24 protein-coding genes are annotated in these 22,865 nt (G+C 39.3%); all 24 read left to right on the forward strand.

Features of this window, described 5'->3' with window-relative positions; translation table 11 throughout:
* The first annotated feature begins 96 nt into the window (after positions 1-96).
* On the forward strand, positions 97-309 hold the full coding sequence (gene rpsU / locus CVT05_RS07700) for a 30S ribosomal protein S21 (RefSeq protein ID WP_009294994.1): 213 nt from the start codon (positions 97-99) through the stop codon (positions 307-309).
* Between the two features lie 103 nt (positions 310-412).
* The gene (locus tag CVT05_RS07705; RefSeq protein ID WP_107698379.1) at positions 413-1,045 is read left to right on the forward strand and encodes a DNA-binding protein; all 633 of its coding nucleotides are present in this window, start codon (positions 413-415) and stop codon (positions 1,043-1,045) included.
* Positions 1,042-1,659, forward strand: coding sequence for a UPF0323 family lipoprotein (locus CVT05_RS07710; protein WP_107698380.1), 618 nt, complete (start codon positions 1,042-1,044; stop codon positions 1,657-1,659). The genes CVT05_RS07705 and CVT05_RS07710 overlap by 4 nt, the downstream gene beginning before the upstream one ends.
* 2 nt (positions 1,660-1,661) lie before the next feature.
* A complete protein-coding gene (locus CVT05_RS07715; protein ID WP_107698381.1) occupies positions 1,662-2,843 on the forward strand; it encodes a glutathionylspermidine synthase family protein in 1,182 nt (393 codons plus the stop codon).
* Between the two features lie 2 nt (positions 2,844-2,845).
* Complete coding sequence (locus tag CVT05_RS07720; protein WP_107698382.1) at positions 2,846-3,781, forward strand: D-2-hydroxyacid dehydrogenase; 936 nt, start codon at positions 2,846-2,848, stop codon at positions 3,779-3,781.
* Entirely contained in the window at positions 3,781-4,539 is a 759-nt protein-coding gene (locus CVT05_RS07725; protein WP_107698383.1) for a hypothetical protein, read from the forward strand. Before CVT05_RS07720 ends, CVT05_RS07725 begins: the two co-directional genes overlap by 1 nt.
* Before the next feature lie 16 nt (positions 4,540-4,555).
* On the forward strand, positions 4,556-5,053 hold the full coding sequence (locus CVT05_RS07730) for a YajQ family cyclic di-GMP-binding protein (protein ID WP_107698384.1): 498 nt from the start codon (positions 4,556-4,558) through the stop codon (positions 5,051-5,053).
* Positions 5,054-5,323: 270 nt separating this feature from the next.
* A complete protein-coding gene (locus tag CVT05_RS07735; protein WP_107698385.1) occupies positions 5,324-6,115 on the forward strand; it encodes a YegJ family protein in 792 nt (263 codons plus the stop codon).
* A 236-nt stretch (positions 6,116-6,351) separates the two neighbouring features.
* Positions 6,352-7,716, forward strand: a complete 1,365-nt coding sequence (locus tag CVT05_RS07740; RefSeq protein ID WP_107698386.1) for a coproporphyrinogen III oxidase family protein — start codon at positions 6,352-6,354, stop codon at positions 7,714-7,716.
* On the forward strand, positions 7,716-9,350 hold the full coding sequence (locus CVT05_RS07745; protein WP_107698387.1) for a multidrug ABC transporter permease/ATP-binding protein: 1,635 nt from the start codon (positions 7,716-7,718) through the stop codon (positions 9,348-9,350). The genes CVT05_RS07740 and CVT05_RS07745 overlap by 1 nt, the downstream gene beginning before the upstream one ends.
* Before the next feature lie 106 nt (positions 9,351-9,456).
* Positions 9,457-9,846 (forward strand): NAD(P)H-quinone oxidoreductase subunit 3, encoded by a 390-nt coding sequence (locus CVT05_RS07750; RefSeq protein WP_107698388.1) that lies wholly within the window; start codon positions 9,457-9,459, stop codon positions 9,844-9,846.
* Entirely contained in the window at positions 9,828-10,340 is a 513-nt protein-coding gene (locus CVT05_RS07755) for a NuoB/complex I 20 kDa subunit family protein (protein ID WP_012001120.1), read from the forward strand. Before CVT05_RS07750 ends, CVT05_RS07755 begins: the two co-directional genes overlap by 19 nt.
* A complete protein-coding gene (locus CVT05_RS07760) occupies positions 10,337-11,095 on the forward strand; it encodes an NADH-quinone oxidoreductase subunit C (RefSeq protein WP_107698389.1) in 759 nt (252 codons plus the stop codon). The genes CVT05_RS07755 and CVT05_RS07760 overlap by 4 nt, the downstream gene beginning before the upstream one ends.
* Entirely contained in the window at positions 11,092-12,321 is a 1,230-nt protein-coding gene (nuoD, locus tag CVT05_RS07765) for an NADH dehydrogenase (quinone) subunit D (protein ID WP_107698390.1), read from the forward strand. Before CVT05_RS07760 ends, nuoD begins: the two co-directional genes overlap by 4 nt.
* Positions 12,318-12,548: an NADH-ubiquinone oxidoreductase subunit E family protein gene (locus CVT05_RS07770; RefSeq protein ID WP_107698391.1), complete on the forward strand. Its 231-nt coding sequence runs from the start codon at positions 12,318-12,320 to the stop codon at positions 12,546-12,548. The genes nuoD and CVT05_RS07770 overlap by 4 nt, the downstream gene beginning before the upstream one ends.
* The gene (locus tag CVT05_RS07775) at positions 12,545-13,255 is read left to right on the forward strand and encodes a hypothetical protein (RefSeq protein WP_107698392.1); all 711 of its coding nucleotides are present in this window, start codon (positions 12,545-12,547) and stop codon (positions 13,253-13,255) included. Before CVT05_RS07770 ends, CVT05_RS07775 begins: the two co-directional genes overlap by 4 nt.
* The gene (locus CVT05_RS07780) at positions 13,252-15,552 is read left to right on the forward strand and encodes an NADH-quinone oxidoreductase subunit G (protein WP_107698393.1); all 2,301 of its coding nucleotides are present in this window, start codon (positions 13,252-13,254) and stop codon (positions 15,550-15,552) included. The genes CVT05_RS07775 and CVT05_RS07780 overlap by 4 nt, the downstream gene beginning before the upstream one ends.
* A complete protein-coding gene (nuoH, locus tag CVT05_RS07785; RefSeq protein WP_087585118.1) occupies positions 15,545-16,540 on the forward strand; it encodes an NADH-quinone oxidoreductase subunit NuoH in 996 nt (331 codons plus the stop codon). The genes CVT05_RS07780 and nuoH overlap by 8 nt, the downstream gene beginning before the upstream one ends.
* An 8-nt stretch (positions 16,541-16,548) precedes the next feature.
* Positions 16,549-17,166 (forward strand): NADH-quinone oxidoreductase subunit NuoI, encoded by a 618-nt coding sequence (gene nuoI, locus CVT05_RS07790; protein ID WP_107698394.1) that lies wholly within the window; start codon positions 16,549-16,551, stop codon positions 17,164-17,166.
* A gap of 23 nt (positions 17,167-17,189) precedes the next feature.
* Positions 17,190-17,726, forward strand: coding sequence for an NADH-quinone oxidoreductase subunit J (locus tag CVT05_RS07795; protein WP_107698395.1), 537 nt, complete (start codon positions 17,190-17,192; stop codon positions 17,724-17,726).
* Positions 17,723-18,025, forward strand: a complete 303-nt coding sequence (gene nuoK / locus CVT05_RS07800; RefSeq protein WP_085657926.1) for an NADH-quinone oxidoreductase subunit NuoK — start codon at positions 17,723-17,725, stop codon at positions 18,023-18,025. The genes CVT05_RS07795 and nuoK overlap by 4 nt, the downstream gene beginning before the upstream one ends.
* A gap of 3 nt (positions 18,026-18,028) precedes the next feature.
* Complete coding sequence (gene nuoL / locus CVT05_RS07805) at positions 18,029-19,867, forward strand: NADH-quinone oxidoreductase subunit L (protein ID WP_107698396.1); 1,839 nt, start codon at positions 18,029-18,031, stop codon at positions 19,865-19,867.
* Positions 19,867-21,378 (forward strand): NADH-quinone oxidoreductase subunit M, encoded by a 1,512-nt coding sequence (locus CVT05_RS07810; RefSeq protein WP_107698397.1) that lies wholly within the window; start codon positions 19,867-19,869, stop codon positions 21,376-21,378. The genes nuoL and CVT05_RS07810 overlap by 1 nt, the downstream gene beginning before the upstream one ends.
* Positions 21,375-22,865 (forward strand): NADH-quinone oxidoreductase subunit NuoN, encoded by a 1,491-nt coding sequence (gene nuoN, locus CVT05_RS07815; protein WP_107698398.1) that lies wholly within the window; start codon positions 21,375-21,377, stop codon positions 22,863-22,865. The genes CVT05_RS07810 and nuoN overlap by 4 nt, the downstream gene beginning before the upstream one ends.

Genomic DNA, 22,865 nt, shown 5'->3' on the forward strand with positions numbered 1-22,865 from the left:
ATTAAAAGAGTTTTAAAAAAAAATAGTTAAAAGCTTAAATTTATGAAAATTAAACTATACTCACGGCTTATTTTAATCTGAAAGGTGGTGAGGACGTTGCCTGGTATTAAGGTACATCCTAACGAGTCATTTGACGAGGGTTACAGAAAGTTTAAGAAACAAACTGACCGTAACTTAGTAGTAACTGAAGCAAGAGCTAGACGCTTCTTTGAGCCTAAAACTGAGATCCGCAAAAAACAAAAAATTGCAGCTCGTAAGAAAATGCTTAAACGTCTTTATATGCTTAGACGCTACGAGTCAAGACTCTAAAACCAAGACAAAGAGGGCTTTGCTCTCTTTGTTTAACTCTTCTTTTAGCCTTATTTTTTTATAATCAAAGCAATTTTTTTATTTTATTTTAAACGGAAATCCGATGCAAAAACTAGCTGTAAATGAAGCTGCAGAAATTTTAGGCATAACAAAAGAAGCAGTCTATAATAGAATCCGCCGAGGCTCGTTAAAAACAGTCATCGAAAATGGTACTAAATTTGTCATCCTTGACGAGAAACCAAGTAGCGAAAAAGCCACAAAATCCGCTCCAAAAAGCACAAAAACTAAATCCCAAAATGATGAGTTTGTAAATTATTTGCTAAATGAGTTAAGCGAGTTAAAGAGCTTAAATTTAAACTTGCAAGCCGATAAAGATAGGCTTTTTAAAGAAAAAGAGCAGATGCTAATCGAGCGAAAAAATGAAATTTTGCAAATTTATAAAGATAGAGATGAAAAGCTCATGCAGTTTCTAAATGCTATGCAAAGGCCGCTTTTAGCACAAAAAAATGACGATATGCCAAATAATGAAGCGATAGAGGCCGAAATAGAAAATGAGTCAAAATGGATAAATTTAAGTGAATTTTTAAAGGAGCTAAATCTAAAGCCAAAGGCAACAAAAAAAATCAGTGAAAAGATAATAAAAGCGATACACCACTCAAAATTTATAAAATTTAAACGAGGTGTGATACTTGTTAGAAGACATAAAAATTTAAAAGAGTTGATAGGAGAGATATGAAACACATTAAAAAGATAGCTACTTATGCTGCGGTAGGCGGATTTGGTGCGATCGTTATGGCTGGCCTTGCTGGTTGTGGCAGTAACAATGGCGGTGATGAAAACGCACTAAATGAAGTTGCGCAAAAAAACGGCGCTTTTGTCATCATCGAAGAGAGTGCACCTGGCGTTTATAAAATTTTAGAAGAGTACCCAAGCACCGAAACTAGGGTCGTGCTAAAAGATATGAACGGCACTGAGCGTGTGCTAAGTAAAGATGAGATCGACAAACTTCTAGCGCAAGCAAACGCAAAGATCGATAACAACACTTCAAATTTGACAAGAACTAGCGACGCACAGCTAAGTAGCGGCGAACTAAGTCTTGGCGAGACGATCCTTGCTTCAGCAGCCGGCGCAATACTTGGTAGCTGGATAGGCAGCAAGCTCTTTGGCAATCAAAATTTCCAAGCAAATCGCCAAAGCACATATAAAAATCCAAGTGCCTACACAAGAAGCGTGGATAGCTTTAACAAGCAAAAGGTGGCAAATTCTGCTGCAAGAAGCAGTGGCGGAAAGAGTGGATTTTTCGGTGGTGGCTCAAAGTCAAGCTCTAGCTCATCAAGTTTTGGAGGCTAAAAATGGTAAATTTAAGAAAAATCACCCCGTTAAACAACGAATTTATGGAGAAAATAGGCTTTGCATGGCACACAGATAACGATAATAGCTCATATACCGCTGATGAGATCGTGCAAGTAAGCGAAAAAGAGGCAAATGCATACTACGAAGCGGCAAACGAGCTTTACGATATGTATGTAAATGCCGCTCAGCACGTGATCGACAACAACCTTTTTCACGAGATAGGCATACCATTTAACCTAGTAGATAGCATAAAAAACAGCTGGGAAAATGACGTTCATTGGCACCTTTATGGCAGGTTTGATCTAGCGGGCGGACTTGATGGTAAGCCTATAAAGCTCATTGAGTTTAACGCTGACACGCCAACGGCAGTCTTTGAGACGGCGATCATCCAGTGGGCGATGCTAAAGCTAAATCATATGGATGAAGCAGAGCAATTTAATAACCTTTACGAAGCTCTAAAACAAAATTTTAAACGCCTTATCACGCTTGGCGACGATAATGTAAATTTCGAAGATGTTTACGAGGGCTGGGGGATACTCTTTAGCTCAATTGCTGGCAGTATCGAGGACGAGCAAACCGTAAAATTACTACAATACATCGCAAAAGAAGCCGGCTTTAAAACCGACTTTGCCTACGTTGATGAGGTCGTTTTTAACGATGACGAGGGCATTTTTAAAGGCGATGAAAATTTTGAATACTGGTTTAAGCTTGTGCCTTGGGAGAGCATAGCGATCGATGAAGGCGAGCTAGCACTTATACTTTCAAATATCATCAAAAACCAAAAAGCCATCATCATAAATCCCGCCTACACGCTACTTTTCCAAAGCAAGGGAATTTTAAAAATTCTTTGGGATCTATATCCAAATCACCCGCTCTTACTTGAGACCTCAAACGGGCCGCTAAAGGGTAAAAAATATGTGAAAAAGCCAGTATTTGGAAGAGAGGGCGCAAACGTCTCAATACACGATGAAAACGGTGCGCAAATAGCAAGTAATGACGGCGAATACGACTCAAATAAAGCCATTTATCAAGAATTTTACGAGTTTAATCAAGACGAGAGAGGCGATAACTACCAAGCAGGCGTATTTTACGCTTATGAAGCGTGTGCGCTTGGATATAGAAAGGGCGGCAAAATTTTAGATAACTACTCTAAATTTGTAGGACATTTCATTAAGGACTAAAGATGAAAATCGTTTGTTTAGACGCGGCCACGCTGGGAGAGAACGTAGATCTTAGTGTTTTTAAGAAATTTGGCGAGTTTATCAGCTATCAAAAAACAAAAAGCGAAGAGATCGTGCCTCGTCTAAAGGGCGTTGATGTGGTCATCACAAACAAGGTCATCATCGACAAAGCCGTGATGGAGGCGACAAATTTAAAGCTCATTTGTATAAGCGCAACTGGTATGAATAATGTCGATCTAGAGCACGCAAAAGCTAAAAACATAGCTGTTAAAAACGTCGCTGGCTACTCAACCGCAAGCGTCGTGCAACACACGTTTGCGATGCTTTTTGAGCTAACAAATCACATCAAATTTTATGACGAATACGTTAAAAGCGGAGAGTGGGTGAAGAGTGAAATTTTTACCTATCTTGGCGCAGATATCAGCGAGATCGCTGGCAAAGAATTTGGCATCATCGGACTTGGCGAGATAGGTCGTGGCGTGGCGGCAGTGGCGCGTGCATTTGGCGCAAATGTGAGCTACTACTCGACAAGCGGAGCAAATAAAAATAGCGAATTTAAGCAAAAAAGTTTAGAGGAGCTACTAAGAAGTAGCGACATCATCAGCATCCATGCACCACTAAATGAAAAGACTAGAAATTTACTTGGCGCAAACGAGATAAATTTACTAAAAGATGATGCGATAGTGCTAAATTTAGGACGTGGTGGTATAGTGGATGAAGCGGCGATGGCAAAGGCGATAAATGAGAGAAATTTACGCTTTGGCACCGATGTTTTAGAAAGCGAGCCAATGAGCAAAAATAGCCCATTTTTAAATGTAAAAAACAAAGAAAATCTACTCATCACACCGCACGTAGCATGGGGCAGCCTGGAAGCTAGAAAGACACTCATAACAAAGATCGTCGCAAACATCGAAAATTTCATCAATGAGAGCAAGTAATGGGCTATGATATAAGCTATCACGCCATTAGCGAAGATGAAATTTCAAAGTGGTATTTTGAAGCACTTGAGCTTGCAAGGGCTGGTAAATTTGACGAGGTTTTAGCACTTGCTAGCAAGGCTGGCGTAGAGGAATTTTACGCGCAAAAGTACAAAGATACACTAAGTGCTGCACTGCAGTATAAAGACGATGAAATTTTTAACAAAACTCATGGCTTTTGTATCGCTGTTACTCAAGGATTTTTTAGAAAATATTTCTACACTCGGGGCACAGCACTAAGCTCTTTGGCCCGACAAAATGAGAAATTTAAAAACTATATCAGCAACTGGCGAGAAATTTTACCAAGCGAGTTTTTGGATAAATTTAGTGGCGAAATTTACAATGAGATCACCGAAAACTACTGCTGTGGCGCTTATGTAAACGCTAAAAACGTAGCTAAACTAAAGGCTGACTATGAAGCAGGTGGCGAGATAAAAGAGGCAATTGATGGCTTTTACGCTCAAAATTTACCTGCATTTTTAGATGCGCTAAACTACGCATGCGAGCTAGAAATAGGCCTGCTCGAGGCCACTGAGGTCGTGGAGCCAAATCCACTTGATCTAAACAAATCAAGCTCATATTCAAATCTCTTTAACTGCGATCCAAAGGGTGCTATTATCTACGCACAGATCGCAGTGCAGCAGATTGGCGAGGCGATAAATCAAGAAGAGACTGGCAAAAAGTCGATTTTTGAGAAGATCAAAGGGCTATTTAAATAAATTTGAAAGGATAAAAATGGCAACCGAACATAGCTTTGATATAAGTGCCGAGGTCGATATGATGGAGGTTAAAAACGCTCTTGAGACAGCTAAAAAAGAGATCGCTGCGAGATATGATTTTAAGGGGCTTGCGGCCGAAGTCGAGCTAAATGAAAAAGAGAAATTTATCACGCTTCTTAGCTCAAGCGATAACAAGATCGATGCGCTAAAAGACATTGTGATCTCAAAGCTCATCAAGCGCAACATACCACCAGTAGCGATCACAGAGACAAAAAGAGAGCTGGCAAGTGGCGGAAATTTAAAGGCGACGCTAAAGCTAAACGACACGCTTGATGGCGAAAACTCAAAAAAGATCACCAAAGCGATCAAAGACTCAAAGATCAAGGTGAGCGCACAGATCAGGGGCGAGGAGATCAGAGTGACAAGTAAGAGCATAGATGATCTGCAGGAGTGTATAAAGCTGGTGAGGGGGTTAAATTTAGAACTTCCGATCAGTTTTAAAAACCTAAAATAGCGCACATTTTCGCTTCATTATGCGTTGTTGATTCAAATTTTTGCTCGGTCATTACCCGCTCGGTAACTTCCATCACAAAAATTTAAATCGCCTAGCCTAATTTTGCGAAATAGTTGCGTGACTTTTATATTTAAAATTTTATAGGATTTTGGGCTAAATCATGCGAAATTTCGCATAATTTTTGTATTTAAAATTTGTCGAATTTATGGGTGAAATTTACCTTATCATTTTGCATTCAATTTTGATCTATCTAAAAAAGAAGGACAAAAAATGAGCTTTTTTAAGAAAATTCTCGGTAAACAAATCGATCTTGGCAAGCAAATGCCGATCTATTTTGTAAGTAGCGACGAAGACTATATGCAGCATGCGTTTGAGCAGGCCAAAGAGAGCTTTAGATATTTTTGGCGTGAGGTTTACTGGGAGCGCCGCAGGATCGTACCTATGCTTGACTATGCAATGGTAAAAATTTGCTTCTTAGATGTCGTAAATGGCGAAGAAGTTGGCGAGCACATGTGGATAGACGATGTGGAATTTGACGGCGAAACGATATATGGAACACTCGTAAACGAGCCTGACGCCGTGCAAAACGTTAAAGTAGGCGATCAAGTAAGCGTGAAGATAGATGAGATGAGCGACTGGCTATTTGCGATAGATGGACGCGCATACGGCGGATTTAGCGTGCAGGCGATGCGTTCACGCATGCAAAAGAAAGAGCTAAAAGAGCACGATAAAGCGTGGGGGCTTGATTTTGGCGATTTTAACGATATTTTGGTAGTTTACGAGCAAAAGGAGCACCCTGAAAATTTGATAGAGCATCCGATGAGCAAAAATACGCATGAACAGGTGGAGCAGTACATAAAAGAGTATCCAAGTATGGTCACGGACGCCGATGAATTTGGCTATACGCAGCTTCACCACGAGGCGATCGCAGGAAATTTAAATCTTGTAAATCTTTTACTAGAAAACGGCGCTGATAAAAACGCCCACACAAAAAGTGGCAAAACGGCTGCTGAATTTGCCAAGCAAATGGGTTGGGAGCAAATCGTAAAGGTGCTTAGCTAGTTAAATTTGTAAATTAGACTAGGATACATTAAATACAAAGACTGGGGAATAAATTCTTTAAGTTTTGGGATTAAAATTTGATCGATACGTGAAATTTGAGAATTCAAAAAATTAAAATTTATAGGCCAAATTTATCTGGCTAAGCTAAAAATTTCTTTAACACAAGGCTAAATTTATTAAAAGTTAGCTATCCTAACACATAAATTTAAAACCAAACTTATTTAAGGCGATTAGTTATGATCTTTAAAAATATTGTCGAGAATTTTGCCGTAAATTACGCTCATAATTCTATTCAAAGATCACTATATAATGAATTTAATATAGACATTTTAACCACAACCTACACCAAAACTCCCAAAAAAGACAAAAAGTATATGCTCTACGCGCATGTACCATTTTGTCACACATTCTGCCCATATTGCTCGTTTCATAAGTACCACTATGAACAAGAGCTTGCAAAAATTTACTTTGAAAATTTACGTGAGGAGATGAGGCAGGTTAAAGAGGCTGGATTTGACTTTGATTCACTTTATGTTGGTGGTGGCACGACGCTTATAAATGAGCCTGAGCTTGAGAAAACGCTTAAGCTTGCAAAAGAGCTTTTTAGTATAGATGAAATTTCGGCAGAAAGCGATCCAAATCATATCTCACCCGAGAGTTTAGCTAGATTTGATGGATTAATTGATCGACTAAGCGTTGGCGTACAAAGCTTTGATGATGAAACGTTAAAAAGAGTTGGCAGATACGAAAAATTCGGCTCAGCCAAGGAGGTAAAAAGAAAGCTTGAGCTTGCTCTTGGTAAGATCCCAGTCATTAGCCTGGATCTCATCTTTAACCTGCCAAATCAAACAAAAGAGCAGCTCATAAACGACATAAATACTGCAAAATCGATTTCTCCGCAGCAGATCACCTTCTATCCACTTATGAAATCAGAGCTAACAAGAGAGAATATAGCTCGCTCGCTTGGCGTTTCAAACGTAGATAATGAGCGTGAATTTTATGAGATAATCACTGAAGAATTTAGCAAAAGCAACTACAAACAAAGCAATGCTTGGGCGTTTTCAAATGAAAAAAATGCCGATCTTCGCGACGAATATGTAGGCTCAAATTTAGAGTACGTGGGCGTTGGTAGCGGAGCATTTAGCTTTCTTAATGGTGAGCTTGTAATAAATGCGTTTAATCTACTTGAATACGGCAAAAGGATAAAAAATAGGCAAAGCCCAGTCATCGCAAAATGTGGTTTTAGCAAGAAAGAGAGACTTAAATACACGTTTTTAACAAGGCTTTTTGATGGCGGAGTTGATATTAAAAGATATAACGATGAAAATAACACAAACATTAACAAGGCCTTATTTATGGAGCTTAGCTTACTTAAGCTTGTAAATGCGATATACGAAGAAAATGGCATTATTAAGCCGACATTTTTTGGCAAATATATTTGCATCGTGCTTATGCGTGATTTTTACGCTGGCATGGACAAAGTGCGTGCGATATTTAAAGATGACGCTAAGATAAAACGAAGCAAGGTGCTTCGTATAATGAGCGAAAATACTGAACAAAAGTATGAGCCAAATATCATTCAGCCACGAGCTGCAATGTAATGCTTGCAAATTTAATCAAAAAAAATATCTACCAAATTTCTAAAATAGTGTTATTAACGCTCATATTTAGCGGACTTGGTGTCTGGACCCTTTCATTTATAAACAATGAGCTTGTAAGTTTAAAAGAATTTGACGCCTTTATAGCGGTTAAATTTATAGTGGTTTTGCTCTTATTTTTTGTAAGCGCCATCGCAGCAAATATATCGCTTACAAATTTTGGGCATAAATTTATCTACGAGCTAAGATATCAAAGTGTAAAACAAATTTTAGACACACCAAATAGCGTGATAAACGAGATCGGCAAGGCAAAGATCATAGCTAGTCTAAACAATGACATAAAAACGATCACATTTGCCTTTATGAGCGCTACTGGCTTTATACAAAGCCTAGTTTTTATCGTCTGCGCTAGCATCTACCTTTGTGTAATCGCTCCAAAAATTTTTATCTTTTTGTCCATTTGGATCGGTGCGACTCTTTTTATAAATACACTTTTTATGAAAAAAATTCATCTTTATTTTAAGCATTCTAGAGTTCAAGATGACGCACTACAAAAGCACTACGACGATATCGTAGAGGGGCATAGAGAGCTTAGTTTAAACAGGGCAAGGGCAAGTGTCTGCTTTGATGAGTTAAATTTTACAGGCGATAAAAAACGCCAAAATATGGTAAAGGCCGATATTTATCACGCATTAAGTGATAATTTTACAAACGTAATGCTCCTTGGTGCGGTCGGACTTTGCGTATTTTTGTGCGTGGCATTTGGCTGGGCGAGCCTGCAAACGGCACTTAGTATAAGCCTAACGATACTATTTTTAAGAGGCTCTTTTATGAGTATGGTTGGCTCCATACCAGCCGCACTTAGCGCAAAGGTGAGCTTAGAGAAGATCATGAGCTTAAATTTAAATGAATTTAAAGAAGGCTTTAAATTTGATGATAGTCTAAGCGATGAGTGGCAAAATATCGGACTAAAGGATATAAATTTCAACTACAACCACGGCAAATTTAGCCTAAATGATGTAAATCTAGAGATCAAACGTGGCGAGATAACATTTATCATCGGTAAAAATGGCAGTGGAAAAAGTACGCTTATAAATTTACTTTGCGGCCTTATCCGCCCAAGTAGTGGCGAAATTTACCTTGATAGCACAAAGATAGATGAATCAAATTTACAAAGCTATCAGGCAAAGATAAGTGCTATTTTTGCTGATTTTTATCTATTTTCACAGACACTCTCTCATAATGGCTTTGCCAGCCAAAGCGATATAGACGAGCTTTTAGCCCTGCTTGAGATCGATAAAAAAGTAAGCGTGGTTGATAATAAGCTTAGTACCACGCAGCTCTCAACTGGTCAGAGAAAGCGTCTAAGCCTACTAATAGCCATCTTAGAGCACAGGTCTATCCTCATCCTTGATGAGTGGGCGGCCGATCAAGATCCGCTATTTAAGCGTAAATTTTACAAAGAAATTTTGCCGTTTTTGCAAAGCAAGGGCATCAGCATCATCGCCGTAAGCCATGACGATAGCTACTTTGACATGGCGACTAGGATCATTTTGGTAAAAGATGGCTTTGTAAAAGAGCTTGATGAGAGCGAGCGAATAAGCGCTGCAAAAGATGCGGTTGAGAAGATAAAATAAGCGAAATTTTTACACAAAATCACAATAGTTCCCCTAGTCTTGAGCCATTTCAAGGTCAAATAAATTTAATTTTAGTAGAATCTTGAAAATTAAAAGAAGGCAAAGTATGTCACATTCAGAGCTTGAAAGCACCTATTTTGGTGCATTTATCATACTTTTACTAGCGACTTGTTCATTTGGCTTGATAACATTCTTATCCTCAAAAATAAGCAAAAAACTAGCCAATCGAAACACACAGCGACTAAAGCTTGGCTTTTACGAGTGTGGCCCAACCACAGTAAAACAACCAAACAAGATAAATATCCACTATTTTTTTTATGGAATTTTATTTATTTTATTTGACGTTGAGGTTATTTTTATGTATCCATGGGCGGTGGATTTTAGACTACTTGGAGTATTTGGATTTATCGAAATGCTGCTTTTTGTGGCGATTTTACTTATCGGCTTTGCTTATGCTTGGCAAAAAGGAGTCTTTAAATGGCAAAGCATCAGATAAACTACGCTGCAAATGGCGGCTTACCAGTCGTTTTAACAACCGTTGATAAGCTAGTTCAATGGGGCAGGAGCAATTCGCTTTGGGCACTTAGCTACGGGCTTGCTTGCTGTGCAATAGAGATGATGGCAAGTGGCGCTAGCAGATATGACTTTGATAGATTTGGCACTATATTTCGCGCCAGTCCAAGACACTCAGAGGTGATGATCATAGCTGGCACGCTAACTAAAAAACATGCTGAGTTTACAAGGCGTCTTTACGACCAGATGCCTGAGCCAAAGTGGGTCATCTCGATGGGTAGCTGCGCAAACACTGGCGGCATGTTTAACACTTATTCAACCGTTCAAGGTGTCGATCGCATAATACCAGTTGATATCTACATCCCAGGCTGTGCCCCACGTCCAGAGACACTTCAATACGCGCTTATGATGCTTCAAAAAAAGATAAGAAAACAAAGTGCATTTAGGGCGCAAAAGCCAAGGAAGCTTGAGATATGAGAGAGTATAAGCCAAAGAATGATCTGCAAAAAAAGCAGTATTACAAAGAGAAATTTTACATAGAAAAGCAGACGCCAAAAGATGAAGTAAAAGATTCTAAATTTGATGAAGAACTCGCTATTTTAGAGCAAAGTGGAGTAGAAATTTTATCTAGCTATGTGGAGTTTGATCAGCTTGTAATTTATGTAAATTCTAGTGAAAATTTTAAAGCTCTTGAAATATTAAAATCTTTTGGTTACGAACAGCTTAGCGAGCTCGCAGCGCTTGATTTCATAAATCAAAAAGGTGGATACGAAGTCTTTTATCAGCTTCTTAGCATGAGTAAAAATAGACGCGCTCGCGTAAAATGCTTTGTAAAAAAAGATGAAATGCTAAAAAGCGTTTGCGAGCTTTATAAAAGCGCGAACTGGGCTGAGCGCGAGATGTATGATCTAAGCGGCGTTCTCATTAAAGATCATCCAAATTTAAAGCGCCTCATCATGCCTGATGACTGGCACTCGCACCCGCTCTTAAAGAGCTATCCGCTAACTGGCGACGAGGCTGCCAAATGGTACGAGGTGGATAAAATTTTTGGAAGCGAGTTTAGAGAGCAAATCGGCGAAGAGAACCGCGATCCAGCTTATATTGAAGAGAAAGATACCTTTGGATTTTCAAGAGTATTTAGCGAGGAGTACGAGTATCAAGAAGATGGCGGCGTAAAATTTGTCAAAAAGGCTAAATTTAGTCAGAGCCAGATAGTAAAGGAAAGACCTTGAGCCAGTCACCAAACCGCTTAAAACCATTTTTTGAAAATTTAGAATTTGAGCAAAATGACGGCAAGATGATACTAAATTTTGGCCCACAGCACCCAAGCGCACATGGTCAGTTAAAGCTTGTGCTTGGGCTTGATGGCGAAAAGGTCGTGCGTGCCATGCCAGAGGTTGGCTTCATGCACCGAGGCGTTGAAAAAATGGCTGAAAATATGACCTATCAGGAATTTATCCCAGTGACTGATAGGGTTGATTACATCGCCTCAAGTGCGAATAACTACGCATTTTGCGCGGCTGTGGAGAAGCTTTGCGGTATCGAAGTTCCTCGCCGTGCGCAGATCATTAGAGTGATGCTTTTGGAGCTAAACCGCATCAGTTCACACCTTTTATTTTTAGCTACGCATGCCCTTGACGTGGGGGCGATGAGCGTCTTTTTATACGCATTTAGAGAGCGTGAATACGTCCTTGATCTAATAGAAAAATGCTGCGGCGCAAGGCTAACACATAGCTCGATAAGGATCGGTGGTGTGCCGCTTGATCTGCCTGATGGCTGGTGCGAGGAGCTGCTTAAATTTTGCGAGAAATTTCCAAGCGACATCACGCTTTATGAAGATCTGCTAAGTGAAAATAGAATTTGGCAAGCAAGACTTGTTGATGTGGGCGTAATTAGCAAAGAGCTAGCCCTTAGTAGCGGCTGCTCTGGCGTCATGCTAAGAGCAAGCGGGATCGCACGTGATATAAGAAAAGAAGAGTCTTATCTCATCTACGACGAGTTAGAATTTGACGTGCCTTACGCCACCAAGGGCGACTGCTACGCGAGATATCTACTTTATATGAAAGAGATGCGCGAGTGTGTGAAAATTTTAAAGCAGTGCGTTAGCAAGTATCAGACAAGTAGCCCCGCTATCATCGCCGACGCGCCAGAGTATGTGAGCGCCTCAAAAGAGCAGATAATGAGCCAAAACTACTCTTTGATGCAGCATTTTGTGCTGATAACTCAGGGGCTAAAGCCTCCAAAAGGTGAAATTTATTTTGCTAGCGAATCGCCAAAGGGCGAGCTTGGAATTTATATAAACTCAGATGGTAGTGCAAGCCCATATCGCCTAAAAATTCGTACACCTAGCTTTTGGCACTGCGCCATTTACGAAGATTTATTAGTAGGTCAGTACGTCGCTGATGTCGCTACGATAATTGGTAGCACAAATATCATCTTAGGCGAGGTCGATAGATGAGAAGGGTCGATCTTAGGCACTTAAAGAGTGAGTTTTTGAGCACTCTTGGACAGCAGATAAAGGCTAGCGAGGCTGGCGAAGTGATTATATTTTTATTTGAGATAGGCGATTTTAGCGGCGTGGCAAAGGCTATAAATTTAGCCTATAATCTAAACTGCGAAGTGATGAACTCGCTTAAATTTAACCAAGTTGATTGGGTATTAACCATAAAAAAGGGCAAGATATGAGATTTAATGATTTAATAGCAGGCAAAAGCTTAAGCATTGCAAATTTACTAAGCTTGAGTGATAAAAATTTAGCAAAAAAGATAAAAGAGCACGAGTTTAAATACATTTCTTGCATCGAAGATAGCGAGCTTGGCGGCGAAAATTTAATCCGCTGCGAAATAGGCTCAATAAGCTACGTCTTAGCTCTTCTTTGCAAATACGCAAATTTATCTTGCGATGAGTTTTTTAGCGAGCTTGATGATGGACTGATAAGCGGCGAGTGCAATGTTGGTGAAGAGGAATTTGAAGAGCTTGGCGAGTGGATAAAGGACGTTAAAAACATCGTTATTGATGATTCATTTTTTACTCATCCAGATAAAGATGCGATCTTTTGGTTACTTGAAATTTTAGGCAAAGATGTCGTTTTGGCTGGTGATTACAGGAAAGAATTTAATGATTATCACAAAATAGACGAGCTAAAAGAGCTTGAAAATTTTGACGGAGCGGTCGTTTATCTAAACAAAAATGCAAGTGATGAGATCGTAGGTGGCGTGCAATTTGGCATCGTAGCAAAGGCAAAAGATGGCGATATGCTAGAGCTTAAAGCAAAAGATTTTAGCGTGAAGGCAAAATTTAAACTAGACCATTCGTTAAAAGGCACAGTTGCGATACTTGGCGCAAAAGAATTTGATGGATACGCATTTAAGCAAGTAGTAGTTAGTAAATGAAAATAAGCATAAATGATCAAATTTTAGAAGCAGATGAGGGCGAGAGCATCCTAAATATTGCAAGGGCAAATGGAATTTATATCCCAGCTCTTTGCTATCTTAGCGGCTGCTCACCAACTCTTGCTTGTAGGCTTTGCATGGTCGAGGCAAACGGCAAAATAGTTTATAGCTGCAATGCCAAAGCAAAAGAGGATATGCAAATTTATACAAACACGCCAGAAATCGCTGCCGAGCGAAATGCGATCATGCAGACTTACTGCGTAAATCATCCGATTCAATGTGGTGTTTGTGACAAAAGTGGCGAATGTGAACTACAAAATTTAACCACACATCTAAAAGTTAATGAGCAAAAATTTGCCATCGCCGATACGCATAAACCGCATAAAAAATGGGGGCTAATCAACTATGATCCAGCTCTTTGCATAGTCTGCGAAAGATGTGTCACTGTTTGTAAGGATAGGATCGGAGAGAGTGCACTAAAGACCGTACCAAGGGGCGTTGAAGTGCCAAAAGAGCTAAAAGAGAGTATGCCAAAAGATGCCTATGCTGTTTTTAGCAAAATGCAAAAAAGCTTAATAGGCCCAAGCGTGGGCGAGAGTCTTGACTGCTCATTTTGCGGTGAGTGTATTAGCGTTTGCCCTACTGGAGCGCTTATTAGTTCGCATTTTCAATATAGCACAAATATCTGGGAGCTAAACCCTATCCCAGCAGCAAATCCACATCAAAGCGACTGTGAGCTAATTTACTATGACGTAAAAGAAAAGAGCACTAGCGATAGAAGTAAGCAAATTTACCGCGTCAGCAATGATTTTACATTTGGCGAAATAAGTGGAGCAGCTAGGTTTGGCTATGACTTTCACAACGAGCTTGCCTGTAAAAATGAAGAAAAATTTGAAGAGATTGTTTTAAATATTAAAAATGGCGCGATCAAAAATATAAAATTTAATAGCTTCATCACGAACGAAGAGGCCCTTATTTTAGAGCGTTTAAGAGAGAAATTTGATCTAAATTTAATAAACAATGAAGCGCTAAATTATCAAAAATTTTTAAATAAATTTAGCGAATTTAGCGGGCTTAGCTCGTATAACGCAGACTATGAAGATATTAAAAATAGCGATTTTATCATCACTGCTGGCAGTTTCTTAAGACACGAAAGCCCAGTGACAAGCTTTAAGTTAAATAATGCTTTAAAAATGAATAAAGCAGCTGGAATTTACTTTCATCACATAGCTGATGAGATCGTTAAAAAATATTCTAAAAATTTTATCTATGCAACGCATGAAGCTGGAAAATTAGAGCAAATTTTACTTTTTATACTTAAAAACTGGGGTGAAAATTTACCTAGCGCACTTACATCAAAACTTGAAAATTTTGATAAAAATTTTGGCTTAGATGTACCAGCTTTAAGCGAGGGCAAAAGCAAATTTACGCTCATTTTAGGAAGCGATTTTTACACGGATGAAAATGCGAATTTACTAGCAGCACTTACTGGAGTGATCGCAAGAGCTACGCCTTTTCGTGTGATGCTAATACCACCACGCACAAACTCACTTGGCGTTGCTAAAATTTGCACTCTTACAAGCGAGAAAAAGCCTGGCAAGACGCTTGGCTATAACGAAAATGGTGATTATAAATTTAGCATTTTTGAAGGCGATATCGATGCTAGCGCACTAAATCAGCAAGAAGGCACATTTACAAGCATAAATAATGCCTTAGTGCCAACAAATGTGGCGATACCGCACAAAGGTTATTTTCTAAACGATATCGCAAACGCACTTGGGCTAATGGCTAAAGATACGATTGATTACACGCCAAATTTACCAAAAGAAAAGGGTTATAAAGGCATTAAATTTGATGATTTAGAAAATTTTTACGCAAACGACGGCACAAGTCACAGAGGCTACAAGCTTGAAATTTCAAATTTTATACCAAATGATGATATAGAGCCACTTTTAAAAGATAGCAAGAGTATAAATTCAAAAGACGATGAGGGACTTATAAATCTTGCAAATCCTATAAATTTGCCATCATTTTTTGCAAACTATGCCACACAAACAGCCAAAAGAGCGAAGCTTTATGCAAGTAGCGAATTTATGGCTAAATTTGAAATTTCACAAAATGAAGCGATTATTTTAGAAAAAGATGGGCATAAGCTTGCCATCTGCGTGGAGCTTGATAGTGAGCTTGGCGGAGTTGGTGCATATTTAGGTGATTATGACGATAAGCTTGATGTGGAGGTTATATTTAATGGCAAAAGCTACGCCGCAGTTAAAATCGTAAAGGCAAAAGATGAGTGAAACACTATTTTTTGTGCTAAGCACTATCGTTAAAGCAGTCGTCATCTTAGCCGTCATGGCAAGCCTTGCAGGACTAGCAACTTACGCTGAGAGAAAGGTATTAGCCTACATGCAGCGCCGCGTAGGACCTGATATGGTGGGACCTGCTGGAATTTTACAGATAGTAGCTGACATGATAAAACTCTTTACAAAAGAGGACATCGTACCAGCAAATACGAATAAATTTATCTTTTTAATAGCTCCACTAATATCAGCTATTGCTGCATTTGCAGCACTTGCACCTGTGCCGTTTTTGCCTGAGTTTGAAATTTTTGGACATACATTACGTCCGATTCTCTCAGATATAAATGTTGGTATTTTATACATCGCTGGTGTTGCTTCGGTTTGCGTCTTCTCTCCACTTGCAGCAGGTCTTGCTAGCTATAATAAATTTGCACTAATTAGCGCAGCTCGCGCAGTAGTCTCACTTCTTAGTTTCGAAATAGTCGCTGGCATGGCTCTTTTAAGCGTCGTAATGGTAACTAGCTCACTCTCACTTGTGGATATAAACAACTATCAAAAAGGAATTTTTGGCTGGCTTATATTCAAGCAGCCCCTTGCCTTTTTACTCTTTTTAATAGCAAGCTTCGTGGAGTGCAACAGAACTCCATTTTGCTTAACAGAAAACGAAACAGAGATAGTAGCAGGCTATGGCACCGAGTATAGCGGCATGAGATGGGCGATGTTTTTCATCGGCGAATACACAAATATGATCGCTGCTAGCATCATCATTACGATTTTATTTTTAGGCGGATTTAACGAATTTTTATTTATCCCAGGTGCTTTGATGATCATCTTAAAATCAAGCATTGTCTTTTTCTTTTTTCTTTGGGTAAGGGCTTCATGGGCACATTTAAGAGTTGATCAGTTAAGTGCATTTTGCTGGAAAATTTTGCTTCCGCTTGGAATTTTAAATATCGTAATCACTGGCTTTATGCTACTAATCTAAGGCGAAAAATGAGTGAGAAAAAATATATTTTAATAGATGAAAAGTTAAAGCCAAAGAGTGCGTTTGATAAATTTAAGCACTTCATCGCTATCACATTTAAGCCTGATCTTTTGATCGGACTAAAAGTCACGATAAAGCAGATGCTCTTTAGCAAGTCACATACTTTAAAATACCCTATGCAAAAGATGGAGCTAAATGCTAGATATAGGGGCATTCACAAGCTTTTAAAATTTGTTGAAAGTGAAAATGAACGTTGCATTGGATGCGGGCTATGTGAGAAAATTTGCGTTAGCAACTGCATTTCGATGAAAACTTCACTTGGCGAAGATGGCCGCAAAAAGGTCGCAAGCTACTCGATAAATTTAAGTAGATGCGTGTATTGTGGATTTTGCGCTGATGTTTGCCCTGAGCTTGCGATAGTCTGCGGGCAAGAGTACGAAGTTGCTAGCGAGAGCAGGATTATATTTGGCACAAAAGATGAGTTTTTGACAAAAGATAAATTTTTAAAAGATCAAAGCGAGTTTGAAGGATACGGAGCGCTTCCTAAAAATGCTGATAGCTTAATCAAAAAGACACCAAATGCATTTATAAGCGAAAATGAAAATGAGACAAAAAGTGATGAGTAGTATAAATTTTAAAAGGGCAAAAGATGTATGAGAGCTTTGCATTTTATCTTTTTAGCGCCTTGGTTTTAGCTAGTTTTTCTTTTAGTGTATTTTGTAAAAACGCACTAAATGCAGTCTCTGCGCTAGCTGCTGGCATGGTTTTTATCTCGGCTATATTTTTCTTACTTGGAGCAGAATTTCTAGGCGTAGTGCAGATCATCGTATACACAGGTGCTGTGGTCGTTTTATATGCATTTGCGATGATGTTTTTTGATAGCAGTAAAGAGTGCGAGCCAAAAAGTAGCAAAAAAGCAAAGATCACTATCTATTTTTTAAGTAGCTTTATAGCGCTTCTTTTGATATTTATATTTTTAGCTCCTATTTATGGTGCAAAATTTGATGGATTAAGTCCCATTACTAGCGAGCTTGGCAACATCGAAGCGGTTGGAATTTTGCTCTTTAGCAAGTATCTGCTAGCCTTTGAGATGTGCGCCATCATGTTACTTGTGGCGATGGTGGCTGGCATCATCTTGATACATAAAGATATGAACGCGCAAAGCAGCCTTGAGGAGATGCTATGATAGGGCTTACTCACTACCTCATCCTTGCAAGTCTGGTCTTTGTCATAGGGCTAATTGGCATAATGCGAAGAAGAAATTTGATCATGCTATTTTTCTCAAGTGAAATTTTACTAAACTCGGCAAATATCGCACTTGCTGCCATTTCAAAATACCACTTTGATCTAACCGGGCAAATAGTTGCATTTTTTATAGTTGCTATCGCTGCTAGCGAGGTCGCTGTGGGGCTTGGCCTGCTCGTGCTTTGGTATAAAAAGACTGGCAGCATTAGCCTAGATTCGATGACAAATATGAAAGGCTAAGAGATGACTTTATTTTGCATTTCACTATTTTTCCCGCTTCTTAGTTTTATCGTTTCTGGACTTTTTTCACATAGTAGTAAAAATTTTTTACTTGGTATCTTTTGCTCACTTTTAATGATAATTAGCACAACCGCTTCACTCATGCTAACAGCTAGCCTTGGCATAGATGAACCGCTAAATTTATCACTAAAAGAATTTATAAATTTTGGCGGTCTGGGTTTAAATTTTGGCTTCTATCTTGACGCCATTAGCCTTGTTATGCTTAGCACTGTTGGCGTGGTCGCAAGCATCGTGCATATCTACTCAGTTGGCTATATGAAAGATGATGCGAGCTTTAACCGCTTTTTTAGTTATCTTGGGCTCTTTGTCTTTTGTATGAACGTCCTTGTCTCAAGCGATAACTTTATAGGGCTCTTTATCGGCTGGGAGGGTGTTGGACTTTGCTCTTGGCTACTCATTGGCTTTTGGTATAAAAAGCCTAGTGCAAACGTCGCTGCAAACGAAGCATTTATAATGAATAGGGTTGCTGATCTGGCCATGCTTATTGGTATTTTTTATATATTTTATAGCTTTGGCTCACTTAAATTTAGTGAGGTTTTTAACGCTAGAAGCGACTTTTCTGGGCTAAATTTAGGCATCATTGCAACACTTCTTTTTATAGGCGCCATGGGTAAAAGCGCTCAGTTTCCATTTCACACCTGGCTTGCAAACGCCATGGAGGGGCCAACTCCGGTCTCTGCACTCATTCACGCAGCGACCATGGTAACAGCTGGCGTCTATCTAGTCATACGTGCAAATTTTATCTTTATAAACGCGCCTGAAATGTCGCACTTTATCGCTTACCTTGGCACATTTGTAGCGATATTTGCAGCTAGCATTGCGCTTGTGCATAACGACCTTAAAAAGATTATCGCCTACTCGACACTTTCGCAGCTTGGATATATGTTTGTAGCAGCTGGACTTGGCGCTTATAAGATCGCACTTTTTCACCTTGTCACGCACGCATTTTTCAAGTCGCTTCTATTTTTATGCGCTGGCAACGTTATGCACGCGATGAATGACGAGCTAAATATCAAAAAAATGGGCGGACTTTATAAATTTATGAAGCCAACTGCGCTCCTTTCTATCATCGCAAGCTGCGCGCTGGCAGGATTTTATCCATTTGCTGGCTTTTTCTCTAAAGATAAAATTTTAGAGGTTGCCTTTAGTGAAAATAAATTTTTATGGATCATTTTACTCTTTGGTGCGGTGCTTACGGCATTTTATAGCTTTAGGCTTGTTATGCTCGTCTTTTTTACAAAGCCAAAGAGCGAGAAACACGTGCATGAAGCTAAAAACTATATGCTAGCTGGCATGGGCGTACTTGGAATTCTCTCAGTCATAAGTGGCTTTTTTTGGAGCAACTTTAGTGAGTTTTTAGAAAAAAGTTTAAAAGATTTTCCACTAAATTTATCTCACGGTAGTGAAATTTTCTTGCTCGTTTTAACACTTAGCCTAGTGCTAGCAAGTGCTGGCTTTGCTATATTTGCCTATAAAAGAGAAATTTTTAAAGAGAATATTTGCGAGAGCAGAGCTTATAAGATTTTACAAAATGCCTACTTTATCCCAAAATTTTATGAGAAATTTTTTATAAATGGCTACGCTTTTATCTCTCAAATTTGTAAGAAATTTGACGAGATAATAATCGATCGTAGTGTCGATCTAGTCGCAATGGTGCTAAATAAATTTGCATATCTTGCAAATAAAATGCAAAGTGGCGATCTAAGCATCATGCTTAGGTTTATGGTCGCAGGATTTGTCTTGCTTTTAAGCTTTATATTTTTATTAAACGGAGCCAAATAATGCTAAGTGTCATCATATTTTTCCCAGCAATAAGCGCAATACTTGGCTTTTTGATAGAAAATAAAAGCATAAAATTTTATGGAGCAAGCATCGCTTTAATCGAGCTTTTGCTAACGCTTTTTATTTGTTTTAATGTTGATTTTAAAGGCTACTACTTTGTTTTAACGCATCAAGTCCCACTCATACCGAGCCTAAATATCAGCTATTTTGTGGGCATCGACACCATCTCTCTTGTGCTTATAGTCCTTAGCGCATTTATGAGTTTCATCTCTATCGCAGCCCTTAGCGATGATGGAAATTTAAAGCACCTTGTTATTAGCGTGCTATTTTTAGAGAGCACGATGATGGGCGTCTTTAGCGCGCTTGATATGATCTTGTTTTATAGCTTTTGGGAGCTTAGTCTCATACCGCTTCTTTATATCATCGGCGCATTTGGTAGCAAAAATAGAATTTACGCTGCGATTAAATTTTTCATCTACACATTTTTAGGCTCTGTCTTTATGCTAGTAGCGATAATTTTTATCGGCTATCTGTGCTATCAAAAAAGCGGCGTCTTTAGCTTTAACTTGCTTGATTGGTACAAGCTTGGTATTGGTCAAAATGCTCAAATTTGGCTATTTTTAGCATTTTTCTTTGCTTTTGGCGTGAAAACTCCGCTATTTCCATTTCACACGTGGCTACCTTACGCGCACGGACAGGCTCCGACTATCGGCTCTGTGCTACTTGCTAGCGTACTTTTAAAGATGGGCACTTACGGCTTTGTGAGATTTTCGCTCCCACTTTTTCCAGATGCGAGCCTGCTTTTAAGCGGCTTTGTCTGCATTATAGCCATCATCATGATCATCTACGCAGCCCTTGTTGCCTATGCGCAAAGCGATATGAAGCAAGTGATCGCTTATAGCTCCATTTCACACATGGGTGTCATCATGCTTGGCATCTTTTCACTAAATTTAATAGGCCTTGGCGGCTCAATATTTTTAATGATAAGCCACGGCATCGTTAGTGGCGCGCTATTTTTGTTAGTTGGCGTAATCTATGAGAGGGCTCACACAAAAGAAATTTGCGAATTTGGCGGCCTTGCCAAGGTGATGCCAAAGTATGCGCTTATATTTTTTATAGCAACGCTTGCAAGTATCGGCCTGCCACTAACGATTGGCTTTGTGGGCGAGTTTTTGAGTCTACTTGGCGTATTTAAGCTAAACAAGCTCTTTGCGCTACTTGGTGGCTTTAGCATCATCGTGGGCGCTGTTTATATGCTAGTGCTTTATAAGAGGGTCTTTTTTGGCGAGTGCAAGGAGAAAAATTTAAGTCTAAAAGATCTAAATTTTAAAGAGTTAGCCGCTCTTGTGCCACTTTGCTTGCTCATAATCATTCTTGGCATCGCACCAAATTTGATCCTAAAGCCACTTGAGCCAAGCATGCAAAATATAATAAATAAAATGCAAACTAGAGCGTTAGATAGCGACACAAAGGATAAAATTTCATCTTTAAATGGTGGGAGCAAACTATGAACGAAATAGCCTTTTTAGATCTAAAAGAAATTTCTTTATCTTCGGTTGCTCCGATGCTTAGTATGATAATCTTTGCGCTTTTTATCTTAATCGTTGGCACCATAAAAAAAGACCTTTCAAGAAATTTCTACTGCGTATTTTGTATCATCGCAATATTTGTAAATTTGGGTCTAATACTTGATTTTAACGGTCTTAGCCTTAGCTTTTGGGATATGCTTTTAGTCGATGGCATTTCGGTCATCTCTCAAGTCATCATCCTAATCGCCTCAGCCCTTTTTATCCCACTCGCACTTAGTACAAAAGAGTATTTTGAGTACAAAATTTATGAGTATTACGCTCTATTTTTGTTTATGATCGCTGGATTTTTATTTATGGTGAGCTCAAATAACTTACTCATCATCTTTTTAGGCCTTGAGATCAGCTCGCTTTGCCTCTACACCCTAATCGCCCTTCATAATAAGGCAAAAAGCGTAGAAGCTGCCATTAAATACTTTGCTATGGGCTCGCTCTCGGCTGGCTTTTTGGCGATGGCGATAGCGATGTTTTATCTAGCTACAAACTCAATAGATATCGCTCGTATCGGCGTTGTCATAAAAGATCTTAGCCTAAATCAAAACTTAATCATCTTACTTGGCTGCGTTTTCATCGCCTCTGCCATTGGCTTTAAGCTCTCACTCATACCTTTTCACACATGGATACCAGACGTTTACGAGGGCTCAAATGCCCCACTTGCTGGCTATATGTCGATCGTACCAAAGGTGGCAGCTTTTATCGTCGCGTTAAGAATTTTTGCGATGCTTGAAGGCTCACAAATTTCATGGATAAAAGATATGCTCTACATCATCGCCGTGCTTACGATGAGCCTTGCAAACATCATGGCGCTAGTTCAAAAAGACGTAAAAAGGATGCTCGCCTTTAGCTCCATAGCTCACGCTGGTATCGTGCTTTGCGCGCTTGTGGCAAATTCTCACGAGGCAAATGTCGCCTTGTTTTTCTACTGGATCATGTTTTTGTTTGCAAATTTGGGCGCATTTTCTATGCTCTGGGTGGCAAGGTGCGACGATGTGGTCTGCTGGGACAAGCGCTTTAAGCACCCATTTGAGAAATTTTCAGGGCTTATAAAAATTTTACCAAGCTACGCTGTGATAATGGGAATTTTTATGATCGCCCTTGCTGGCATTCCGCCTTTTAGCGTCTTTTGGGGCAAGATGGTGCTTATCTCATCGCTCATAAAGTCTGATTACGTCGTGCTTAGCGTTATAATCATGATAAATTCTGCCATTGCGATTTATTACTATTTAAAGCTAATCGTCTTTATGTTTTTAAAAGAGCCGATCGTAAAAGATAAAAATCTCTACACTGCAAATATCTCTATGGCGCTAAAAGTAATTGTTGGCATTGCAGTAGCTGGAACGGCCTTTTCGTTTTTATTTTCTGGAGCGATTTTGGAATTTATTGAGCATTTTGTCTTTGCTTCAGGATTTTAG

The organism is Campylobacter concisus, assembly GCF_003049705.1.
GTDB lineage: Bacteria > Campylobacterota > Campylobacteria > Campylobacterales > Campylobacteraceae > Campylobacter_A > Campylobacter_A concisus_AR.

Bases quoted from the DNA above. Each gene is read 5' to 3' on its own strand.
- CVT05_RS07720 (WP_107698382.1), top strand. From the start codon at position 2,846: ATGAAAATCGTTTGTTTAGACGCGGCCACGCTGGGAGAGAACGTAGAT.
- CVT05_RS07750 (WP_107698388.1), top strand. From the start codon at position 9,457: ATGTCACATTCAGAGCTTGAAAGCACCTATTTTGGTGCATTTATCATA.
- CVT05_RS07755 (WP_012001120.1), top strand. From the start codon at position 9,828: ATGGCAAAGCATCAGATAAACTACGCTGCAAATGGCGGCTTACCAGTC.
- CVT05_RS07705 (WP_107698379.1), top strand. From the start codon at position 413: ATGCAAAAACTAGCTGTAAATGAAGCTGCAGAAATTTTAGGCATAACA.
- nuoK (WP_085657926.1), top strand. From the start codon at position 17,723: ATGATAGGGCTTACTCACTACCTCATCCTTGCAAGTCTGGTCTTTGTC.
- CVT05_RS07795 (WP_107698395.1), top strand. From the start codon at position 17,190: ATGTATGAGAGCTTTGCATTTTATCTTTTTAGCGCCTTGGTTTTAGCT.
- nuoH (WP_087585118.1), top strand. From the start codon at position 15,545: ATGAGTGAAACACTATTTTTTGTGCTAAGCACTATCGTTAAAGCAGTC.
- CVT05_RS07730 (WP_107698384.1), top strand. From the start codon at position 4,556: ATGGCAACCGAACATAGCTTTGATATAAGTGCCGAGGTCGATATGATG.
- CVT05_RS07810 (WP_107698397.1), top strand. From the start codon at position 19,867: ATGCTAAGTGTCATCATATTTTTCCCAGCAATAAGCGCAATACTTGGC.
- CVT05_RS07715 (WP_107698381.1), top strand. From the start codon at position 1,662: ATGGTAAATTTAAGAAAAATCACCCCGTTAAACAACGAATTTATGGAG.
- nuoL (WP_107698396.1), top strand. From the start codon at position 18,029: ATGACTTTATTTTGCATTTCACTATTTTTCCCGCTTCTTAGTTTTATC.
- CVT05_RS07710 (WP_107698380.1), top strand. From the start codon at position 1,042: ATGAAACACATTAAAAAGATAGCTACTTATGCTGCGGTAGGCGGATTT.
- CVT05_RS07780 (WP_107698393.1), top strand. From the start codon at position 13,252: ATGAAAATAAGCATAAATGATCAAATTTTAGAAGCAGATGAGGGCGAG.
- CVT05_RS07740 (WP_107698386.1), top strand. From the start codon at position 6,352: ATGATCTTTAAAAATATTGTCGAGAATTTTGCCGTAAATTACGCTCAT.
- CVT05_RS07745 (WP_107698387.1), top strand. From the start codon at position 7,716: ATGCTTGCAAATTTAATCAAAAAAAATATCTACCAAATTTCTAAAATA.
- nuoN (WP_107698398.1), top strand. From the start codon at position 21,375: ATGAACGAAATAGCCTTTTTAGATCTAAAAGAAATTTCTTTATCTTCG.
- CVT05_RS07735 (WP_107698385.1), top strand. From the start codon at position 5,324: ATGAGCTTTTTTAAGAAAATTCTCGGTAAACAAATCGATCTTGGCAAG.
- nuoI (WP_107698394.1), top strand. From the start codon at position 16,549: ATGAGTGAGAAAAAATATATTTTAATAGATGAAAAGTTAAAGCCAAAG.
- CVT05_RS07725 (WP_107698383.1), top strand. From the start codon at position 3,781: ATGGGCTATGATATAAGCTATCACGCCATTAGCGAAGATGAAATTTCA.
- CVT05_RS07760 (WP_107698389.1), top strand. From the start codon at position 10,337: ATGAGAGAGTATAAGCCAAAGAATGATCTGCAAAAAAAGCAGTATTAC.
- CVT05_RS07775 (WP_107698392.1), top strand. From the start codon at position 12,545: ATGAGATTTAATGATTTAATAGCAGGCAAAAGCTTAAGCATTGCAAAT.
- CVT05_RS07770 (WP_107698391.1), top strand. From the start codon at position 12,318: ATGAGAAGGGTCGATCTTAGGCACTTAAAGAGTGAGTTTTTGAGCACT.